The organism is Halobacillus campisalis (genome assembly GCF_030345335.1).
Lineage (GTDB): Bacteria > Bacillota > Bacilli > Bacillales > Halobacillaceae > Halobacillus_A > Halobacillus_A campisalis.
Genome location: NZ_JAPVRC010000002.1, coordinates 63602 through 81124 on the forward strand (window position 1 = coordinate 63602; position 17523 = coordinate 81124).

A 17523-nucleotide genomic window follows, 5' to 3' on the forward strand; every position below is an offset into this window, starting at 1 on the left:
ATTTCTTTTTGGGAGGATTGAATGATAATAAAAATAAGCTAAAAGTGAAACAAAATAACCTATTAGGATTGAGGAAGACAGTGTTAGCTTTGCTCCAGCTTAAATAAGTTAGATAATTTTCGTTATTCCAAAATGTTCCCTATATAACAGACTTATACAGTACTGGTAAGTTGCATGTAGTTAGATGGTGAAATCGGTGGTATTCATTGGTGCAAACCGTGTCAGCAGTGGTGTGGTACGTATTGCTGGCTGTAAGCTTGTCATTTCAAATATGAGATTGAGTAACATGTTATTTAAGCGAGCGACCTTAGTTTCTTTGTATTTTAAAAAAGCTCTTATATGTAAAATCTAAGACACCAAAAATAAACGAAGCATCGTGGGCCATATGGCGCATCAATGCTTCGTTGTTTAGGCATTCTGTGATTATGCCGGTTTGATTTATCTTGCAGGCTCCATCAATCCAAGGGTGCGTGAGGTAGAATCATGAACCATATCAAGCAGCTCAGGATTATCCTCAAGGGACTTACCGTAGGAAGGAAGGATTTCTTTCAGCTTCGGCTCCCATGAATCAAGACACCCGGGGAAGCACTTGTGTAAGACCTCCAGCATAATCGAAACGGAAACCGACGCACCTGGCGATTCGCCAAGCAGTGCCGCCATTGAACGATCGTTAGCGTGAATCAATTTCGTGCCAAACTGGAGAGCTCCTCGGCCACCTTCTTCTGTATCCTCAATCAATTGTACGCGCTGTCCAGCTACGAGCAGGTCCCAGTCTTCATTTGAAGCGTTCGGAACAAAATTCCGAAGCTCCTCCATTCGATCCTCTTTGGACATAGTTAGCTGCTGCACCAAATATTTGAGCAGGGGTGTATTCTTTGTGCCTGCTGCGAGCATCGTCAAAATATTCGTAGGCTTCACCGAGCCAAACAGATCCATCGGTGAACCGGTCTTCAAAAATTTTGGCGTAAACCCGGCGAAAGGTCCGTATAAGAGCATATTTTCACCTTCAATATGGCGACGGTCCAGGTGCGGTACGGTCATAGGCGGGGTGCCAGTTGGTTCTTTTCCATAAACTTTGGAATGGTGCTGTTCAACCACTTCCGGATTGTCACAGACGAGGAATTGACCGCTAATCGGAAATCCTCCTATGTGTTTGCTTTCGGGGATCCCTGTTTTTTGCAGTAATGGCAGGGCGTTGCCCCCGGCACCGATAAAGGCGAAGGAAGACGTATGCTCCTCGAGTGTTCCTTTTTTAAGGTTTTGTACCTGGACTTCCCATGAGCCGTCTTCCCTTTGTTTCATATCATCTACCGAATGATTGTACCGGATCTCGACATTGTCTTGCTTTTCTAAGTTCTTCAGCATTTGACGTGTCAATTCTCCAAAATTAACATCTGTTCCATGATCGACTTTCGTTGCCGCGATCGGTTCTTCGGAGGAACGCCCCTCCATCATTAAAGGAATCCATTCCTTTATTTGATCAGGATCGTAGGAAAACTCCATCCCTTGAAACTGAGGATGGTTACCCAGAGCATCAAACCGCTTTTTCAAAAATTCCACGTGATCTTCTCCGTAAACAAAGCTGATATGAGGCAAGGGGCGGATAAACGCCTCGGGACTTTGAAGATCACCCTGCTTGACCAGGTACGACCAGAGCTGTCTGGAAATTTGGAATTGTTCATTAATTTCCACCGCCCGTCTAATGTCAAGAGATCCGTCCGGCTGTTCAGGGGTATAGTTCAGCTCACAGAGAGCCGCGTGTCCGGTTCCGGCATTATTCCATTCATTTGAACTTTCTTGTCCGGCGGAGTCGAGTTTCTCGAATAAGGTGATATGCCATTCCGGCTCTAATTTTTTCAGGAGCGTAGCTAATGTCGCGCTCACGACGCCAGCACCGACAAGGATCACGTCGGTCGTTGTATGGTTATTATTCATGTTCTTCCTCCTACTTATTGATTAAACAGGCAGTGACTGTACTGTATAAGAAGGTCTGTTCACTAGAGGAAACAAGTGAACAGACAATTTATATTAAGATTTATTTGTTTATTTCTTTATAAATAGAACTACCTGAAGTACCGTAACGCTCTTCCTGAATTTGCTCTAACGATTTACCTCGAGTTTCCGGTGCAAGGGCTAAGCCCACTACCATATGAATAACTAAGAATGTGATCATCACAATACCAGCTGTTTGGAAGCCGAGTGTGTTTATCATAAGAGGGATAACTAAAGAAATTAACCCAACAAGTACTCGAGCCGTGCAAAATAGAAAACCCTGAGCAGCTGCTCGATATTTCGTATGAAATAATTCTGCAGACCACAAACCGTAAAAAGCTTGAGCTCCAAACCCTGCAGCTAGCCCCCATAATATAACAAAGGCAAGGAGTTCTGCAGTTCCCATTCCTCCAAAAGATAAAATAACCCAGGCGACAATACCCATAACAGCACTCACACCAAAAATTAATTTACGGTTAACTTTATCTCCAAATTTAATAAAGATTAAATACGTTGAAATTACAGTCAATATCCATAAGAAGGCCTGTAAAAGGTTTGCTTGTGCTGCAGATAATCCCCCGACCGTTTCATAAATATAAGGCATGAAATACCCCATCACACCTGCCACCATATTCCAAAAAGCATATACACCTACTAGAAGTGTAATTGCATGGAGATTTGATCGGTTCGTAAATAGTTCCTTAATATTTTCTTTATTAAATATCCCGATTTGTTTTTTCCCTGAATTTTTCTTTTGCTGTTCTTCCCAAATTGTAGATTCTTCAATTTTACGCTGAAATAGCCAGGTGAAGAATGCAATTAGGAAAAGCTGAAAAAAGATAATGCGACTTCCTAATAATCCTAAGGGTGCCAAAGCGACTGATAATAATAAAACTACGGCTGGACCCATAGACCAGGCAAATTGTCCCCAGCCAACTCTAGCCGCTCGCTCTTTTTCTGGAGCTTCTTCGGCGATGTATGTCCAGGATGGTGGAATACCTGCTCCTACAGATACTCCTGTAACAACGTATCCAATTAAGAGCATCGGAAAGTTGAAAGAAAAGGTAATCACGAGAATACCTGCCATGTAGACAAGTAGATTATACTTATAAATAAATTTTCTGCCATAGCGGTCAACGAGAAACCCGCTTATTAAAGCACCGACAGCAGCCCCGAAACCGTTAGCACTAAGTGCACCTAAAAGTCCGACAGTAGCATTTGTCAATCCAAGATATTGTACCCATAGCGTTAGACCAGCGGCACCTGCAACAATAGATCCAGCTTCTAGATAGTTTGACATAGAAACCGATAATGTGGCAGCTAAACTGCCTCTTTTAACTTTTTTCAAATATCATCATCCTCTCTTTATAGTAGTAAAGGTAAAAAAGACTTTCCAAATAAACTTTTATTTATGTTTGTTTTATAGTTTATTTGTTTTTGTTATTAATATTGTAAGTGTTTACATTTATAAAAGTCAATGCAAAAAGCGAGAAAAAAGTATAGTTTTAATAATGTTTATTACAAGTTCGTTTAAGTTTAACCCTTGATTTAATAAGGTTTAAAAGGAATTTGATCAGAAAAAAACAAAAAAATATATATACAAAACAATTCAAAAATAAAACAACATATGATAAGATGGATACATAAAAATAAAATGGAGGATTGCATATGGCGGAATATTTGTGGGATAAAAATGAAGCAGATACATTGAATGAAGGAATTGAAGAACTAGTTTATAGGTCTAACTTGTTAGGAGCGGATCGTTCGGTAGCAAATTTTGGTGGAGGTAATACTTCTATGAAAACCACTGAAACCAATTTTAAAGGGGAAAAAATTGATGTCATGTGGGTGAAGGGCAGTGGCTCGGACCTTGCCACAATGGGAGAGAAGCATTTTACAGGCTTAAAAGTGGATGATATTAACCCATTAATAGAAAGAGAGGAAATGAGCGATGAAGATATGGTTAAATATCTCTCTCACTGTATGATTGACAGTACTCACCCTCGTTCTTCTATTGAAACGCTGTTGCATGCTTTCTTACCTTTTAAACATGTCGACCATACACATCCGGATGCTATCATCAGCGTATGCTGTGCGGACAATGGTAAAGAAATAGCCAAAGAGATTTTCGGAGATCGTTTCGTTTGGGTTCCATATGTTCGACCTGGATTCAAGCTTTCAAAAATAATCGCAGAAGGGGTCCAACAAAACCCACAGGCTGATCTAGTATTAATGGAAAAACATGGACTTGTTACATGGGGAGAAACCTCCCAAGAGAGCTATAATAAGACAATTGAGGTGATTCAGGAAGCTGAGAATTACATCCAACAAAAGCAAGAAGATACAAAGAATTTCGGTGGTCAAAAGGTTGAAGGATTAAGACAAGATGAGCGTGAGGTGATCTTGAGTGAAGTTCTGCCTGTCATTCGAGGAGCGGTCAGTGAAGATGAAAAAATGCTACTGACATATGCAGATGATAAGGAAGTGCTGGAATTTGTAAACAGTGTAGATGCGAAGTCGCTCTCACAAGTAGGAGCTGCTTGTCCAGATCATCTAGTACACACGAAAAGAGTTCCATTGTTCATTGAATGGGATCCTAAAAAGGACAGTAAGTTAAAATTGATACAATTAATTAAGAGTGGGATTACGAATTTCAAAGATGAATACAAGCAATATTTTGAAGCTAATCAAAATCCAGGTGATGAAATCTTTGACCCTTCTCCTCGTGTGATTTTAATTCCGGGTGTCGGGATGGTCAATACAGGTAAAAGCTTGAAAATGGCTAAAGTGAGTGGTGACTTATATCACCGGGCCATTGCGGTAATGAAGGGAAGTACGACTTTGGGTAATTTTATATCCCTCAATGAAAGTGAATCGTATAGCATCGAGTATTGGCCGCTGGAATTATATAAACTCAGTCTTGCCCCTGCAGAAGCAGAGTTTTCTCGTAAGGTTGCGTTGGTTACTGGGGGTGCTGGTGGTATCGGTGGTGCAACCTGTGAACATTTTGCGAGAGACGGCGCCCATGTGGTTGTCGCGGATATTAATTTAGAAGGTGCCCAAAAGGTAGCTCAAGGGTTAGAAGAAAAATATGGGACTGGCCGGGCTGCAGCCATTAAAATGGATGTGACGAAAGAGGAAGAAGTGACGGAAGCTGTACGTCAAACTGTATTACAATATGGTGGCCTTGATATTATAGTCAATAATGCCGGATTAGCAAGTTCAAGCCCGTTTGAAGATACAACTGTAGATAAATGGGATCTAAATATGAATGTATTAGTTAAAGGCTATTTTTTAGTTGCACGTGAAGCCTTCAAGCTTATGAAGGAACAGGGAATCGGCGGAAATATGGTATTTGTCGGATCGAAAAATTCTGTGTATGCAGGTAAAAATGCTGCCGCCTACAGTACGGCCAAAGCGGCAGAGGTTCATCTGGCTCGCACGATTGCTGCAGATGGGGGAGCATACGGAATTCGAGTCAATTCTGTTCTTCCAGATGCGGTCATTCAAGGTTCAGCTATTTGGGACTCAAAATGGAAAGAGGAACGAGCGGCTTCTTACGGGATAGAACCAGATCAACTGGAAGAGCATTATCGTAAACGGACAATCTTAAATGTGAATATTCTCCCGAGTGACATCGCAGAGTCTATTGCTTTTTTTGCATCATCGAAAGCAGAAAAAACTACAGGATGTATGATTACCGTAGATGGCGGTGTCCCAGCGGCATTTACGCGATAAAAGGAGGAATCATTTTGGAAATCGGAAGAAAAGCATGGATCATTCCTGATGCTTATACCCCGCCGGAAAGTTCGGGGAAATTGGAAAGCCATGAAGCTATTTGTATATTGAACAGAAACGATCAAGCCGCACATCTTTCTATTCATTTATATTTTGAAGACCGAGAACCCATTGAACACATTGAATATGTAATACAAGGTAAACGAACAAAACACCTGAAGACGGATTCCCTGCATAAGGACGGGGAATCTGTTCCCAAGGGTATACCATATGCGATTGAAGTAAATAGCGACCTTCCAATTGTGGTTCAATACAGCAGGTTGGATGCGACCCAATCTGAAAACGCTTTAATGACAACGTTGGGCTTTGCGCAAGATTAAGAGACTAAAACCATAGGAGAGGTGAGAGAATGTCTGATCAAATCTACCAAATATTCGAACAGCAGCAAAAAGAACGCGGGGTCGACGTGGAAGAGGTAAAGTTAAGGATCAAACAATTAAATATAGAAACTCCTTCCTGGGGATATGGAGATTCCGGCACGAGATTTAAAGTTTTCCAGCAAGAAGGAGTACCGCGCGACCCGTTTGAAAAAATTGAAGATGCGGCACAGGTCCATAAATACACCGGCAACAGTCCGGGGGTTGCCATCCATATTCCGTGGGATAAAGTAGATAATTACGAAGAATTGAAACAGCATGCAAAAGAACATGAAGTTCATCTTGGAGCGGTCAATCCGAATTTATTTCAGCACGATGATTATAAGTTCGGCAGTGTCACGAATGCTGATCCAGCAATTCGGCGTAAGGCGACGGAACACTTACTAGAATGTGTAGACATTGCGAGAACAGTAGAGTCAAAAAATCTAAGCTTATGGTTCGCTGATGGAACGAATTATCCTGGGCAGGGCGATCTTAGAAAGCGCAAGCACTGGATGGAAGAATGTCTGCGTGAAATGTATCTGGCCATGGATGAAGATATGCGCATGCTGATAGAGTACAAATTCTTTGAGCCCGCTTTTTATCATACAGAACTAGCGGATTGGGGAATGGCCTACAATATGGCTCAAAAGCTTGGACCAAAAGCGGAAGTTTTAGTTGATACCGGTCATCATCCACAAGGGACGAACATTGAACATATTGTGGCTTATCTATTAGATGAACAGCGTCTCGGGGGCTTTCACTTCAACAGCCGGAAGTATGCGGATGATGATTTGATTGCGGCTGCTCATAACCCCTATGAATTGTTTTTAATATTTTATCAAATTGTTCAAGCACAAAAAGACAGAAGTCACGGCATAAGAAATAATGCCGAGAACATCGCTTATATGCTTGACCAATGTCACAACTTAGAACCGAAAATTCCGGCCATGATCCGTTCCATTACTAATGTACAAACCCTATACGCGAAGGCTCTTCTTATTAATTTAGAAGAGGTTAACGAAGCTCAGGAAAAAAACGATATCTTATGCGCTGAGCATGCGGTTCGAAAAGCTTTTGAGTTTGACGTCACTCCGCTCTTACGTGTGATGAGGGAAGAATCAGGTTTACCCGTAGATCCAATGCAGGCTTATTTAAATAGCGGTTATGGAGAAAAGATTCTCTCCCGTGGTAAGGGCGGTGCAAGTTGGTGAGTGTGTTAGCTATCGATATTGGAGCGGGAAGCGGTCGAGCGTTATTAGCAGAGTTGAATGACGGTCAACTGCAAATGAAAGAAATTCACCGCTTCAGTAATGACCCTGTCCGAGTGAATGAGCGACTGCATTGGGACATCCTGCGTCTTTTTTATGAAATTAAACAAGCCATCAGTAAAGCGACACAATCTGGGGCTGTCCTCCATGGGGTTGCGGTGGACAGTTGGGCTGTTGATTTTGGTTTACTCGGAAAAGATGGAGAGCTGTTAAGAAACCCTTATCATTACAGAGATCATTTCAACGAGGGGATTATGGAAAAAATACATGATTCTCTTATAAGTAAAGAAGAACTTTTTTCTAAAACAGGTATACAGTTCCTGCCTTTTAATACGATTTATCAGCTTGCAGCTCTCAAAGAAAAAAATGGAGACTTATTACATCAAGCGGATTCACTGTTGATGATTCCCGACCTGATCCGTTATTTCTTAACAGGGGTAAAGAAAAGTGAGTTTACAAATGCGACGACTACTCAGCTTTATAATCCTATTAAGATGGAGTGGGATAATGAAATTTTAGAGACCTTAGGCATCTCTAAAGATCTGTTTCATGAAGTAGTTGTTCCTGGAACGATTATTGGGCCTTTAAGTAACAATTTGTGTGAAGAATTAGAGGTTCCAGCTATTCCTGTCATCGCAGTAGGGGAGCATGACACGGCTTCAGCAGTTGCCGGGGTTCCTGCTTTAGACGAATCTTTTGCATATTTAAGCTGTGGTACATGGTCTTTAATGGGAACTGAAGTTAGAAATCCGGTCATGAACAAGAGTGCGCTTGCTATGAATTTCACAAATGAAGGCGGTGTGGAACAGCGCTTTCGCCTATTAAAAAACATCATGGGGCTTTGGATTCTAGAAGAATGCCGCAGAAACTGGGGAGAAGATGTGGACTATGCGAGTCTGCTGGAAGAAGCGGAGGAGGCTCCACCATTTCGTTCATTTATCGACCCTGATTACCCGCCTTTCCTGAATCCAGCAGACATGCCAAGGCAAGTCCAGGTATTTTGTGAACAAACAAAACAGCCGGTACCAGAAACGAGAGGAGAAATGGTGCGGTGCATTATCGAGAGTCTTGCTATGAAGTACCGTTACGTATTGGAACGGACAGAACGGCTCGCTGAAAAAGAATTTTATGGATTGCACATGGTAGGGGGCGGAATCAAAAATCAGTTACTATGTCAATTCACTTCAAATGCCTTGGGTAAACCCGTCTGGGCTGGTCCAGCAGAAGCAAGTGCTATTGGAAACGTACTTGTCCAATTGATAACAATAGGGCAGATCGAAGGCCTTGACGAAGCAAGAAAAATCGCCTTGAAAGCTACAGATATGGAATATTATTTTCCAGAACAAAAAGATGAGTGGAGTCTAGGTTATGAACAATTTTGCCATAAGGCTATGAAAAGTGAAGCAACGACTTAAGAAAAGAAATAACCTCTAGTAAATGGTATGATTATAATAGAAGATAAAACCATAGCAGTCGTGAAAGAGAGGTTGAGGTCGTAATGCTTGTGGCAGAAAGACAACAGAGAATTGTCGAACTCGTTAATAAAAAAACCAGCTTGCGTGTGTCCGAATTAAGCAAATTGTTTTCTGTAACAGAAGAAACAATTCGCCGTGATTTAGAGAGGCTTGAGAAGGAAAAGAAACTACGAAGAAGTCATGGCGGAGCGGTGAAGATTCATCAAAGTTCTGAAGAAATTCCTTATTCAAAGAGGGAAATTACTAACGTTCAGGAGAAAAAAGAAATAGCTCTTGAAGCCGTCAAACATGTGATAGAAGGCGATAGTATTATTTTGGATGCCAGTACGACTGCTTTTTATATGGCTAAAGCGCTGCCGAATGAGTCGATTACCGTTGTGACCAATTCCATTAAAGTGGCGATTGAATTAAGTGAAAAGAAAGAGATCACCGTTGTTTCTACAGGAGGTATTCTCCATCCGAGGTCCATGTCCTATTTAGGGCCGCTCGCTGAATCTTCCTTGGAGGATTATCACGTGAATAAAGCTTTTATTTCCTGCAAAGGGATACATTTAAATCGTGGATTAAGTGAGTCTAATGAACAGCAGGCTAGGATCAAGCGGAAGATGTTGGACAGTGCGGATATCAACTATGTAATGGTGGACTACAGCAAATTTGGAGTACAGGCATTTTCTAGGTTTGCAGAGTTGGACTTGATTGATCATATTGTTTCTGATCAAAGAACGGATAATGAAATAGTACAGCGATTATCGGAATTCTCTATGAATGTTATCCGGGTTGAAACTTCATAGCAAAAAAGCACAAAAAGAAATCAAAAGTAAGGTAATTTGCCGTTTTTTTAATCTTTATTTGTATTAATCCCTGAAAATGTTCATTTAACAGGATTTTAAGCAATTAAGTACTACCTAATTAGGGTAACTACCACAGCTTTCTAAGCTGTTCATCGCGTGCTCTAAAAGCTATATTTGTGACTGGATTTTGACTGGATCTTGTTCATAAATAATGATATCTTATTTAACTTCAAGATAATAATAGCAAGTTAAAAAGTCGATTGTATAGGGGTTATTAATTTATGTTAGTAAGTATTTAATTCACACAGTGTATGGGCGGCATGATGTGATAACGCTCAAACCACTTATGTAATAGGGTTTTTTCCGCATTACAAATAAGTTTTGACTGGATTTTTCTATAAAAAGTTTGAAACACACAAAAAAGTCTCTGGAAACTCTTCAAGTAATGTATAAATAGTTAGTAATTAAAGGACTACTTCCTAAATAAAGGAGGTAGTCCTTTTTTGCTTTTAAAATTTGCATTTAAGGTTTTTTAGAAGACCGTAAATTCTAGCCTTGTAAAAACATTTCTAAGAGAGTGGCAAAACTATGGTAATAATGCTGCAGCGATAAATACAAAATTACAACGAATCAGGGCATTTTTAAATTATTTGGTTGAAGAAGGTTTCATTAAGGAAAATGTAGTTTCTCAATTGCTTGGTATAGATTTCAGAGGCATAAAGGCCCCATATGAGAGCTAATATTTCGTGGGGATTTATTAAAACTATCTAAGTAACAAATCCTTTTCATAGGAGCTGTATTTAACTTCGTTACAATCCAAATAACTTTTTCCAAAAGGATTTGTTTTTTAATTCCCTCTACTTTATTTCGGGCATCTGGCCATCGTAAACCGAGTGAACGATTGCACCTGCAACGGTTCCGAACGCCAACAGAAAAATAGCAGATATTATTAATATCTAAAGTCCCCATAGCCGAATGGTTTACACATTCAAGAAACCCAGGTGTAGAAAGGGACTAATTCACCCCTCTTTACCTGATAGTTCTTTTATTAGTTTTTGTTCAAAGTAAAGAATGTATAACTTTTGACAATACTACAGCCCTTGATGATGTGGTATTGTACTTGTATGGAGACGAATATTGATTAACATCAACATTGGGAAGCCTTTAAGAACAAATATGGAGCTTAGATCCGGCCAGTCGTGCAAAAGAAAGTGGAGAAGTTTCGAGATTGTGGAAATTTTAAAAAGGGTTTTAAGCTTTTAGTATATGAATGGATTAAACATACTGTAATTCGAATTGAGGTGACCGAGTGGAGAGTACAGAGGACTTAATTGAGTTATGTTTATTAATGGGGAAGATAATGCAACAAAATGGAGCGGAAACCTATCGTGTGGAAGATACGATGACGCGGATTGCCCAATCTTTTGGACGGGCTGAATCCCAAAGTTATGTAACACCTACTGGGATTATGTTTACGATTAGCCCTGGTGCCCCTGCAAAATTAGTAAGAGTTTCGGCACGAGAGACAAACCTCGAAAAAGTAAATCTCGCGAATAATGTCTCCAGAAAGATTGCAAGTGGAGACTTGTCTACTCAGGTAGCGTATAAAGAGCTTAGAAAGATTGAAACCAGTCCTACAGACTATTCCATGCTCATACAAATCATCGCTGCCACGTTAGCGAGTGGTTTCTTTACTCTCATGTTTCAGGGGAGTTGGTACGATTTCCTACCAGCCTGCGTAGCAGGAGGGCTAGGGTTTATTGCATTAATGAACTTTATTCGATTATTTGAAATTAAATTTGTTGCTGAATTCATTGCTTCGTTGTTGATCGGTTTTACAGCCTTTTCCCTTTTTTCATTAGGTATCGGGAAGGAAGTTGATAAGGTAGTTGTTGGTTCTATCATGCCGTTGGTCCCTGGCCTGCTCATCACCAACGCTGTAAGGGATTTGATGGCAGGTCATCTTATCTCAGGGCTCGCCAAGGGGGCGGAGGCCTTTTTAACGGCTTTTGCAATTGGTGCGGGTATTGCTGTTATGTTTGCACTATTTTAGAGATCGTGAGGGATGACTATGTTGATTGAATATGCCATAGCAAGCTTTTTTGCATCAGCTGCCTTTGGAATCATCTATCAGGCGCCAAGAAATGCGATCATCAAATGTGGTCTCGTCGGCATGGTTGGTTGGATGATTTACGTATCCTTAGTATGGAAAGAAGTCGACAGTGTCCCGGCTACACTCATCGCCTCCTTTGTTATTGCCCTGGTCAGCCAGACGCTGGCAAAGGTATACAAAACGCCTATGATTATATTTAGCGTGCCAGGGATTATTCCTCTCGTACCAGGAAGTCTCGCGTATGACGCCATGCGAAACTTTGTACAAAATGACTACAGCGTCGCTATCTCTATTGCAGCGAAAGCTTTTATGATATCTGGTGCTATTGCATTTGGGCTCGTGTTCTCGGAAGTGCTTAACCAGATTATAAAAAAGATGAGAAAAACAAAAGCGCAATTGAGGTAATGGGTGAGCCTCACTTGCGCTTTTGTTTTTCTTTATAATCCACTGGATTATGACTGGATACAGTTCATAAAGTATTAAAAGTTATTGTATTTTATAAATTAACTTTGCGATGGAAACCATAGTATAATTAGGTTTTGCAGGTCTTATTATTGTCCTATAAAATAGCTGAGTGAATGGGCGGCATGGTTTGATAACGCCCAAAATTCTGTCTACATAGGGATTGAGAACAATTTGACTGGTTACAACATCGTTAGCTGAGTCGACAGGCCTCTCAAAAGTTCATAAACTTTTGAGAGGCTTTTCTTTAAATAGATGACATCCACATACACTCCGGATATATGGAGTGTGTCTCAAGGTTAGTGAAAAATAAAAAGTAGGAAAGTGTAACACTTGAGGCGGTAAAATTGCGCGAGTAGTTGAGCTTGAAGAGTAATGTGAAACCTATAATGGAACTAAAAAAGGTGTCAGACCCTATAGTTAAGAGGGTTCTGACACCTTTTTTAGTTTTTAAATGTGGAAAAGTGCCAGGACTTACAGCATTGCATTAATGTTTTATCAAAGTGGGGACTTTCTACTCATTCATTTTAATTCGAACCGGATGGATCTCCTGTTTATTCTGCGTACCATCTGTCTCCTTTGAATGAATGGTTTTTCGATTTTCTTTTTCCAAATCAGTTCGTTTCATTGAACTTGTTGCATTGTGCAGCACCTCCCCCATATCACGAACGGACTCAACTAATGGATCAACAGACTCCATTTTTCCTTTTACATCAACTGAAATTTTGTTGGCTTCATGTATTAGCTCCTCTGCCTCATATGAAATGCTGTTTACAGATTTCCTGGCGTCTGACAGCGTCTCCTTTGTTTCTGCCAGTGTTGCCATTAGTTTTCGTAATGTCAAAATCAAAAAAACGACGAGAAAAACAAATGCAACAGCTGCAATGCCAACACTCCATTCAATCATTGAGACCACCTCCCTTCTCCTCTCTCAGTCTAGGAGGGTGGAGGCTCGGACATTCCTTATTACAACAGTTGTTCGTATGAAAAAGTGGAAGGTACTATCTAATCTTGGAATAACATTACAATTTCATTTGAAGCGTTCATCTGTAGACTTAAACGAACTGTTATCGATAATTTTGCTTATGAAAAAGAAAAAGAAAAAGAAGTAGAAGTAGAAGTTTTGTGCCATTTAAGTGAAGCACAATGCACATAGAAAAAAGACGCCCCAAGAGACTAATCGATGCTTGGGACGTGGATAAGGCGCGTTAACGCTATTGTTCTTCTAATGCATTCTCTTTAACGTATATAGAGACGGTGCCACTTTTTACACGGAACTGCCCGAAGCCGTCCTTTGTAATTTTTACGCGTGAGGGATGGTTACCTGTCAGGTCTATCCAGATTTGTCCAGCGAGTTTTTTTCCGACATACATGCGTTTTTTTCCATCATCACCATTACTCATGACTACGGCACACCCTGATCCTGGAAAGTCCGAGACGCCTTTTCGTACCCAGCCAATCGTATTTCCATGATCAAAATAGTCTTTTTGGTCACCGTATGCGTAATGATATCTTGCATCTAAGATCGGATCAATCATATCTTTTTTACCTTGGATCGGATTTTCACCATTTATACCAATATAGTCTCCGTAAAATACGCATGGATAACCATCTTTACGAAGGAGGATGAGGGCATATGCCAAAGGTTTGAACCAGTCTTCCACCCAGGACTCCAAGGCTTCTTGAGGCTGCGAATCATGATTATCAACAAATGTCACTGCGTTCGTTGGATGAGTCCCAACAAGGGTGTCTTCAAAAATTTTACTTAAATCATAATTTCGACCAGCCAGTGAAGCCTCGTGAAAGTGATAATGAAGACTTACATCAAATAAATCAATGTCGTAATCTACATAGTTTAAGAAGTTTTGACATGCTTCTAGGTCTGACTTCCAAAACTCACCGACAAAATAAAAATCTTTTCCAAATTTCAAACGCATGGCATGAACAAAAACAGAGATGAATTTATGATTAATATGTTTAATCGCATCTAGCCGAAGACCGTCGCATGTGGTTGTGTTAATAAACCATTCACCCCAGTGAAGCATTTCTGCTTGTACGGCTGGATGGTGGTAATCAATGTTAGCGAACATGAGATAATCATAGTTTCCAAATTCATGATCAACATGTCTATTCCAGCGTTTATTGTCTCCCAATATTTGATAAATACCAATTCTATCTTTGTTGGCATCATAGTCCGTTCCGTTAAAATGGTAATGGGACCATTTAAAGGAGGAATGTTTCTCATTTCGTGCAGGGAATGAAAACTTTGTCCATCCATCGATTTCAAAGGGCTCAGAGACAACTCTATATCGATCATTAGGATCTACTTCAATCACTTCAAAGCGCTCCGTATCATCGGCACCGGCTTTATGATTCATGACCACATCTGAGTAAACTTGAATTCCTACATTTTTACAAGCGGCTATGCCTTCTAAGAGTTCTTGCTTCGTTCCGTATTTCGTACGAACTGTACCCTTTTGATCAAACTCGCCTAAGTCGTAACCATCATATATTCCGTAGCCATTATCTTCCTGGCTTATACCCTTTGTTGCGGGTGGGATCCATAAAGCATCGATGCCATGCTCTTTTATTTCACCTGCTAGCAGCGCTAGACGATTCCAGTGGTCACCGTCGTTTGCCAAGTGCCATTCAAAAAATTGCATCATCGTGTGATTACGCTCCATAGTATCTTCCTCATTTCACTAATTTCTGTCTCTCTCTCATTTCCACTTATATGGCGTTTCCTTATACTCATAATAATTGGGACAATTTGAAAATAATAAATGAGCGTAAGAAATGCCACCGATTCAATGGGAGTTCTTGAGGGAAATTATTTGGAAAATAATGCGCGGGTAAATTTTACACTTAACCCTCTGTCTAAATCGCGCTCATATATTTCCTTAAGGGATCTCCGTATCCTATTCAAAATGTCCAGCACCTACAATGTGTTTACCAACCTTGGACATCATGAGAAATCGGCCTGCCTCTACTGAAGTAGCTAACAGCTCTAACTCTGCTGAGCCATATGTATGTCGTGAGGGGGAAGCGATAAACTCATCGTCAAATCCTTGCAAGAGCTTAATGTCTCCGTGACTATTGAAGGTTCTATGGTGAAAAGTACTTGAATATTTTTCCTGAAGAGCAAATCTATCGGTACCATAATGATGATAAAGTGCCGATTGAGCACCCTAGCATATATGAAGGACAGAGGTTACATTTTTCTCTGCCCAATCCATAATCATCTCTTCCCAATATTGGATTTTTTCAAACTGGAAGTGCTCAATGATTGGAAAGTTGCGGTTTTCAAAAGCGTAATGTCCACTTGTAAGAGAGAGTTCCCAATATTTTTGAATTATTTCTCCATTGTCATTTATATTTAAGTGTCTTTTCAGTGTCCGAAAGGTGACCGATAGGAAATAAAAGTGCTTCTTCTTATTGTAGGTAATATCAGGTAAGATCGGCGGCATGATGTAAGATGTCCTCAAACCTTTTGCTACACAAGGATTTGAAACCCTATAAATGAATATTGACTGGATTTTGACTGGATTTCATCAAAATCAAGGTCATATTAAGAAAGCCTCTCAAATAGATAACTAAGCTATTGAGAGGCTTTCTCTTTGTTTACATACTATGATGATACAATTATAATTTTAAATTCTTCAAAAATACCTTTTATTAGATAGTATATAAGTAGGATGCCATACAAAAGGAGAGAGAAGCTTGGAAGATCAAAGTACAAGTAAAGCTTTAAAGAGTAAGCTTAGTTTCAACCAAATGATTGAACATTTAGAACGGAAAAATGTAAGGTTTGACCTTATCACAAAAAATGACGCCAAAAAGATACTTCAGACTTCCAACTATTTCTACAAAATCACTGCTTACAGAAAAAACTTTGAGAAAAATAGATATAACCAATATATTAATTTGGATTTTAAGTTCTGGAAGTCCACCACTTCATTGGTGGATTAATGCTGGTATAGACAGATTTAAGAACAGGAGGGGGTTTTTGAGGTTCTTCGCAACTCTAGTAATTCAATCTTAACACTACATATATTTACCGAAATTTTTGATTTTCGTTAAATCGAAAAAAGCCTGAGGAATCAGGCTTTAAGTAAATCTGGATTCTCCATATTTAAATTTAAATAAAAGAACGCATGAAATATGGTCTTAAACGTGCTCGTCGTGAATCTCAGCTCTCACAACTTAATTTAGAATGTTTAAAACTAAAGCAAGTAAAAGATAGATCAAAGCAGCAACGATAGTAGTAGTTGTTGCTTTGAGTGTGCCAAGGCATGCTTATGAACCAAGCATGCACCAGGGAGGCCCTGGTGTTCTTGATTTATTTGTTATAAAAGTCGATAACGTTTTGCTAAATGCTTTTCTTTTCCGATTGCAGGAATAAGTTTAGAAAATCTTTATTTGAACAGTGAAGAGTTGCTTTTTTATATCTTTATGTGGTTATTCAGAAGTTTTTTAATCGTCACTCCCAGCTTTTCTTTTCGCTGGATAAGGTAAGCTGCCAGTGCTTCCAATTCTTCAGGGTCACTTTCCCACTCTGGGGGAGTGGAGTGGACTATTGCTTTGATTTCATCATCGGGAAATTGTTCAATAGCGCTTATATAATAGTAAAATAATTCTTTTTCCTTCAAGTAAGGCTTGAACTCTTTATAAAGATCTCCCCAAAAAACATCCATATAATCGGCAGTATTCTTTAAACGCTTGCTGCTTCGGATAGAACTGAAGAAACATCCTGCTTGATCAATCATATAAATTTTATTTTGTTCTTCTCCTTCGTCTATAATTAAGTTGAAGTAATTTGAGCAGCGGTCCCGGTTACGTACCCAGTGATCGAAAACGATAATACCTGCCATTTGATGCAGGTTCATGCATTTTTGAATTCGATTCTCAGTTGTGGGGCGTACCGCGTTCTTATAATAAAGACAGCCAAAGTGGGGACCAGGTTGAGTTTTCGAAAATTCGCTTTCCGGTAGTTGCTTAATTAGCTCCTCAGATAGAAAGATCGATTCCCCTTGAGCAACTGGAAGGCTCAGGTAGTTGGCCAGCCCATTCGCAATATGCTCGTGGGCGAGAATCTTTTTTCCTACAGGATTGGACATGAGTTTAACGACATAGGTCTCTCCGTCCTCGCACTTAAATAAATGTGGCTTTGTTTCCCCACGCTTTAACGCTCCAATATATTCAACAGCTTTTTTCATTGGTTCACCTCCATTATGGGGAGCGAGTACTTAAGATTAAGGTATTGGT

13 protein-coding genes and 1 pseudogene are annotated in these 17523 nt (G+C 40.0%); 8 read left to right on the plus strand and 6 right to left on the minus strand.

Features of this window, described 5'->3' with window-relative positions; all coding sequences use genetic code 11:
- Positions 1–438: 438 nt before the first annotated feature.
- On the minus strand, positions 439–1935 hold the full coding sequence (mqo, locus tag O2Q26_RS04715; RefSeq protein ID WP_289214797.1) for a malate dehydrogenase (quinone): 1497 nt from the start codon (positions 1933–1935) through the stop codon (positions 439–441).
- Positions 1936–2035: 100 nt separating this feature from the next.
- Positions 2036–3292 carry an MFS transporter gene (locus O2Q26_RS04720; protein ID WP_390216836.1) on the minus strand — a complete coding sequence of 419 codons (1257 nt, stop codon included), beginning with the start codon at positions 3290–3292 and terminating at the stop codon, positions 2036–2038.
- 368 nt (positions 3293–3660) lie between these two features.
- Here O2Q26_RS04720 and O2Q26_RS04725 point away from each other — a divergent pair, with 368 nt between their 5' ends.
- The 7 genes from O2Q26_RS04725 (at position 3661) to O2Q26_RS04755 (ending at position 12201) form a co-directional block, all read left to right on the plus strand.
- Entirely contained in the window at positions 3661–5730 is a 2070-nt protein-coding gene (locus O2Q26_RS04725; protein WP_289214799.1) for a bifunctional aldolase/short-chain dehydrogenase, read from the plus strand.
- Between the two features lie 14 nt (positions 5731–5744).
- Complete coding sequence (locus tag O2Q26_RS04730; protein ID WP_289214800.1) at positions 5745–6110, plus strand: sensory rhodopsin transducer; 366 nt, start codon at positions 5745–5747, stop codon at positions 6108–6110.
- 29 nt (positions 6111–6139) lie between these two features.
- Positions 6140–7360: an L-rhamnose isomerase gene (gene rhaI / locus O2Q26_RS04735; RefSeq protein WP_289214801.1), complete on the plus strand. Its 1221-nt coding sequence runs from the start codon at positions 6140–6142 to the stop codon at positions 7358–7360.
- Complete coding sequence (locus tag O2Q26_RS04740) at positions 7357–8832, plus strand: rhamnulokinase (RefSeq protein ID WP_289214802.1); 1476 nt, start codon at positions 7357–7359, stop codon at positions 8830–8832. Before rhaI ends, O2Q26_RS04740 begins: the two co-directional genes overlap by 4 nt.
- A gap of 83 nt (positions 8833–8915) precedes the next feature.
- Complete coding sequence (locus tag O2Q26_RS04745) at positions 8916–9683, plus strand: DeoR/GlpR family DNA-binding transcription regulator (protein ID WP_289214803.1); 768 nt, start codon at positions 8916–8918, stop codon at positions 9681–9683.
- A gap of 1348 nt (positions 9684–11031) precedes the next feature.
- Complete coding sequence (locus O2Q26_RS04750; protein WP_289215303.1) at positions 11032–11736, plus strand: threonine/serine exporter family protein; 705 nt, start codon at positions 11032–11034, stop codon at positions 11734–11736.
- Between the two features lie 18 nt (positions 11737–11754).
- A complete protein-coding gene (locus O2Q26_RS04755; protein ID WP_289214804.1) occupies positions 11755–12201 on the plus strand; it encodes a threonine/serine exporter family protein in 447 nt (148 codons plus the stop codon).
- Positions 12202–12772: 571 nt separating this feature from the next.
- On the opposite strand, the gene O2Q26_RS04760 is transcribed toward O2Q26_RS04755, so the two are convergent.
- The 3 genes and pseudogenes from O2Q26_RS04760 to O2Q26_RS19020 form a co-directional block, all read right to left on the minus strand.
- Positions 12773–13165: a DUF948 domain-containing protein gene (locus O2Q26_RS04760; RefSeq protein ID WP_289214805.1), complete on the minus strand. Its 393-nt coding sequence runs from the start codon at positions 13163–13165 to the stop codon at positions 12773–12775.
- A gap of 307 nt (positions 13166–13472) precedes the next feature.
- The gene (locus O2Q26_RS04765; protein ID WP_289214806.1) at positions 13473–14942 is read right to left on the minus strand and encodes an alpha-amylase; all 1470 of its coding nucleotides are present in this window, start codon (positions 14940–14942) and stop codon (positions 13473–13475) included.
- A 234-nt stretch (positions 14943–15176) separates the two neighbouring features.
- Positions 15177–15725: pseudogene (locus O2Q26_RS19020) on the minus strand (homoserine O-acetyltransferase/O-succinyltransferase family protein).
- Positions 15726–15978: 253 nt separating this feature from the next.
- Between O2Q26_RS19020 and O2Q26_RS04775 the strand changes: the two are divergent.
- Positions 15979–16227, plus strand: a complete 249-nt coding sequence (locus tag O2Q26_RS04775) for a hypothetical protein (RefSeq protein WP_289214807.1) — start codon at positions 15979–15981, stop codon at positions 16225–16227.
- A gap of 473 nt (positions 16228–16700) precedes the next feature.
- Here O2Q26_RS04775 and O2Q26_RS04780 read toward each other — a convergent pair whose 3' ends face one another.
- Positions 16701–17474, minus strand: coding sequence for a HipA family kinase (locus O2Q26_RS04780; protein WP_289214808.1), 774 nt, complete (start codon positions 17472–17474; stop codon positions 16701–16703).
- Between the last annotated feature and the right edge of the window lie 49 nt (positions 17475–17523).

Bases quoted from the DNA above. Each gene is read 5' to 3' on its own strand.
- O2Q26_RS04755 (WP_289214804.1), top strand. From the start codon at position 11,755: ATGTTGATTGAATATGCCATAGCAAGCTTTTTTGCATCAGCTGCCTTT.
- O2Q26_RS04720 (WP_390216836.1), bottom strand. From the start codon at position 3,292: ATGTCAAACTATCTAGAAGCTGGATCTATTGTTGCAGGTGCCGCTGGT.
- O2Q26_RS04750 (WP_289215303.1), top strand. From the start codon at position 11,032: ATGGGGAAGATAATGCAACAAAATGGAGCGGAAACCTATCGTGTGGAA.
- O2Q26_RS04765 (WP_289214806.1), bottom strand. From the start codon at position 14,942: ATGGAGCGTAATCACACGATGATGCAATTTTTTGAATGGCACTTGGCA.
- mqo (WP_289214797.1), bottom strand. From the start codon at position 1,935: ATGAATAATAACCATACAACGACCGACGTGATCCTTGTCGGTGCTGGC.
- O2Q26_RS04745 (WP_289214803.1), top strand. From the start codon at position 8,916: ATGCTTGTGGCAGAAAGACAACAGAGAATTGTCGAACTCGTTAATAAA.
- rhaI (WP_289214801.1), top strand. From the start codon at position 6,140: ATGTCTGATCAAATCTACCAAATATTCGAACAGCAGCAAAAAGAACGC.
- O2Q26_RS04725 (WP_289214799.1), top strand. From the start codon at position 3,661: ATGGCGGAATATTTGTGGGATAAAAATGAAGCAGATACATTGAATGAA.
- O2Q26_RS04780 (WP_289214808.1), bottom strand. From the start codon at position 17,474: ATGAAAAAAGCTGTTGAATATATTGGAGCGTTAAAGCGTGGGGAAACA.
- O2Q26_RS04760 (WP_289214805.1), bottom strand. From the start codon at position 13,165: ATGATTGAATGGAGTGTTGGCATTGCAGCTGTTGCATTTGTTTTTCTC.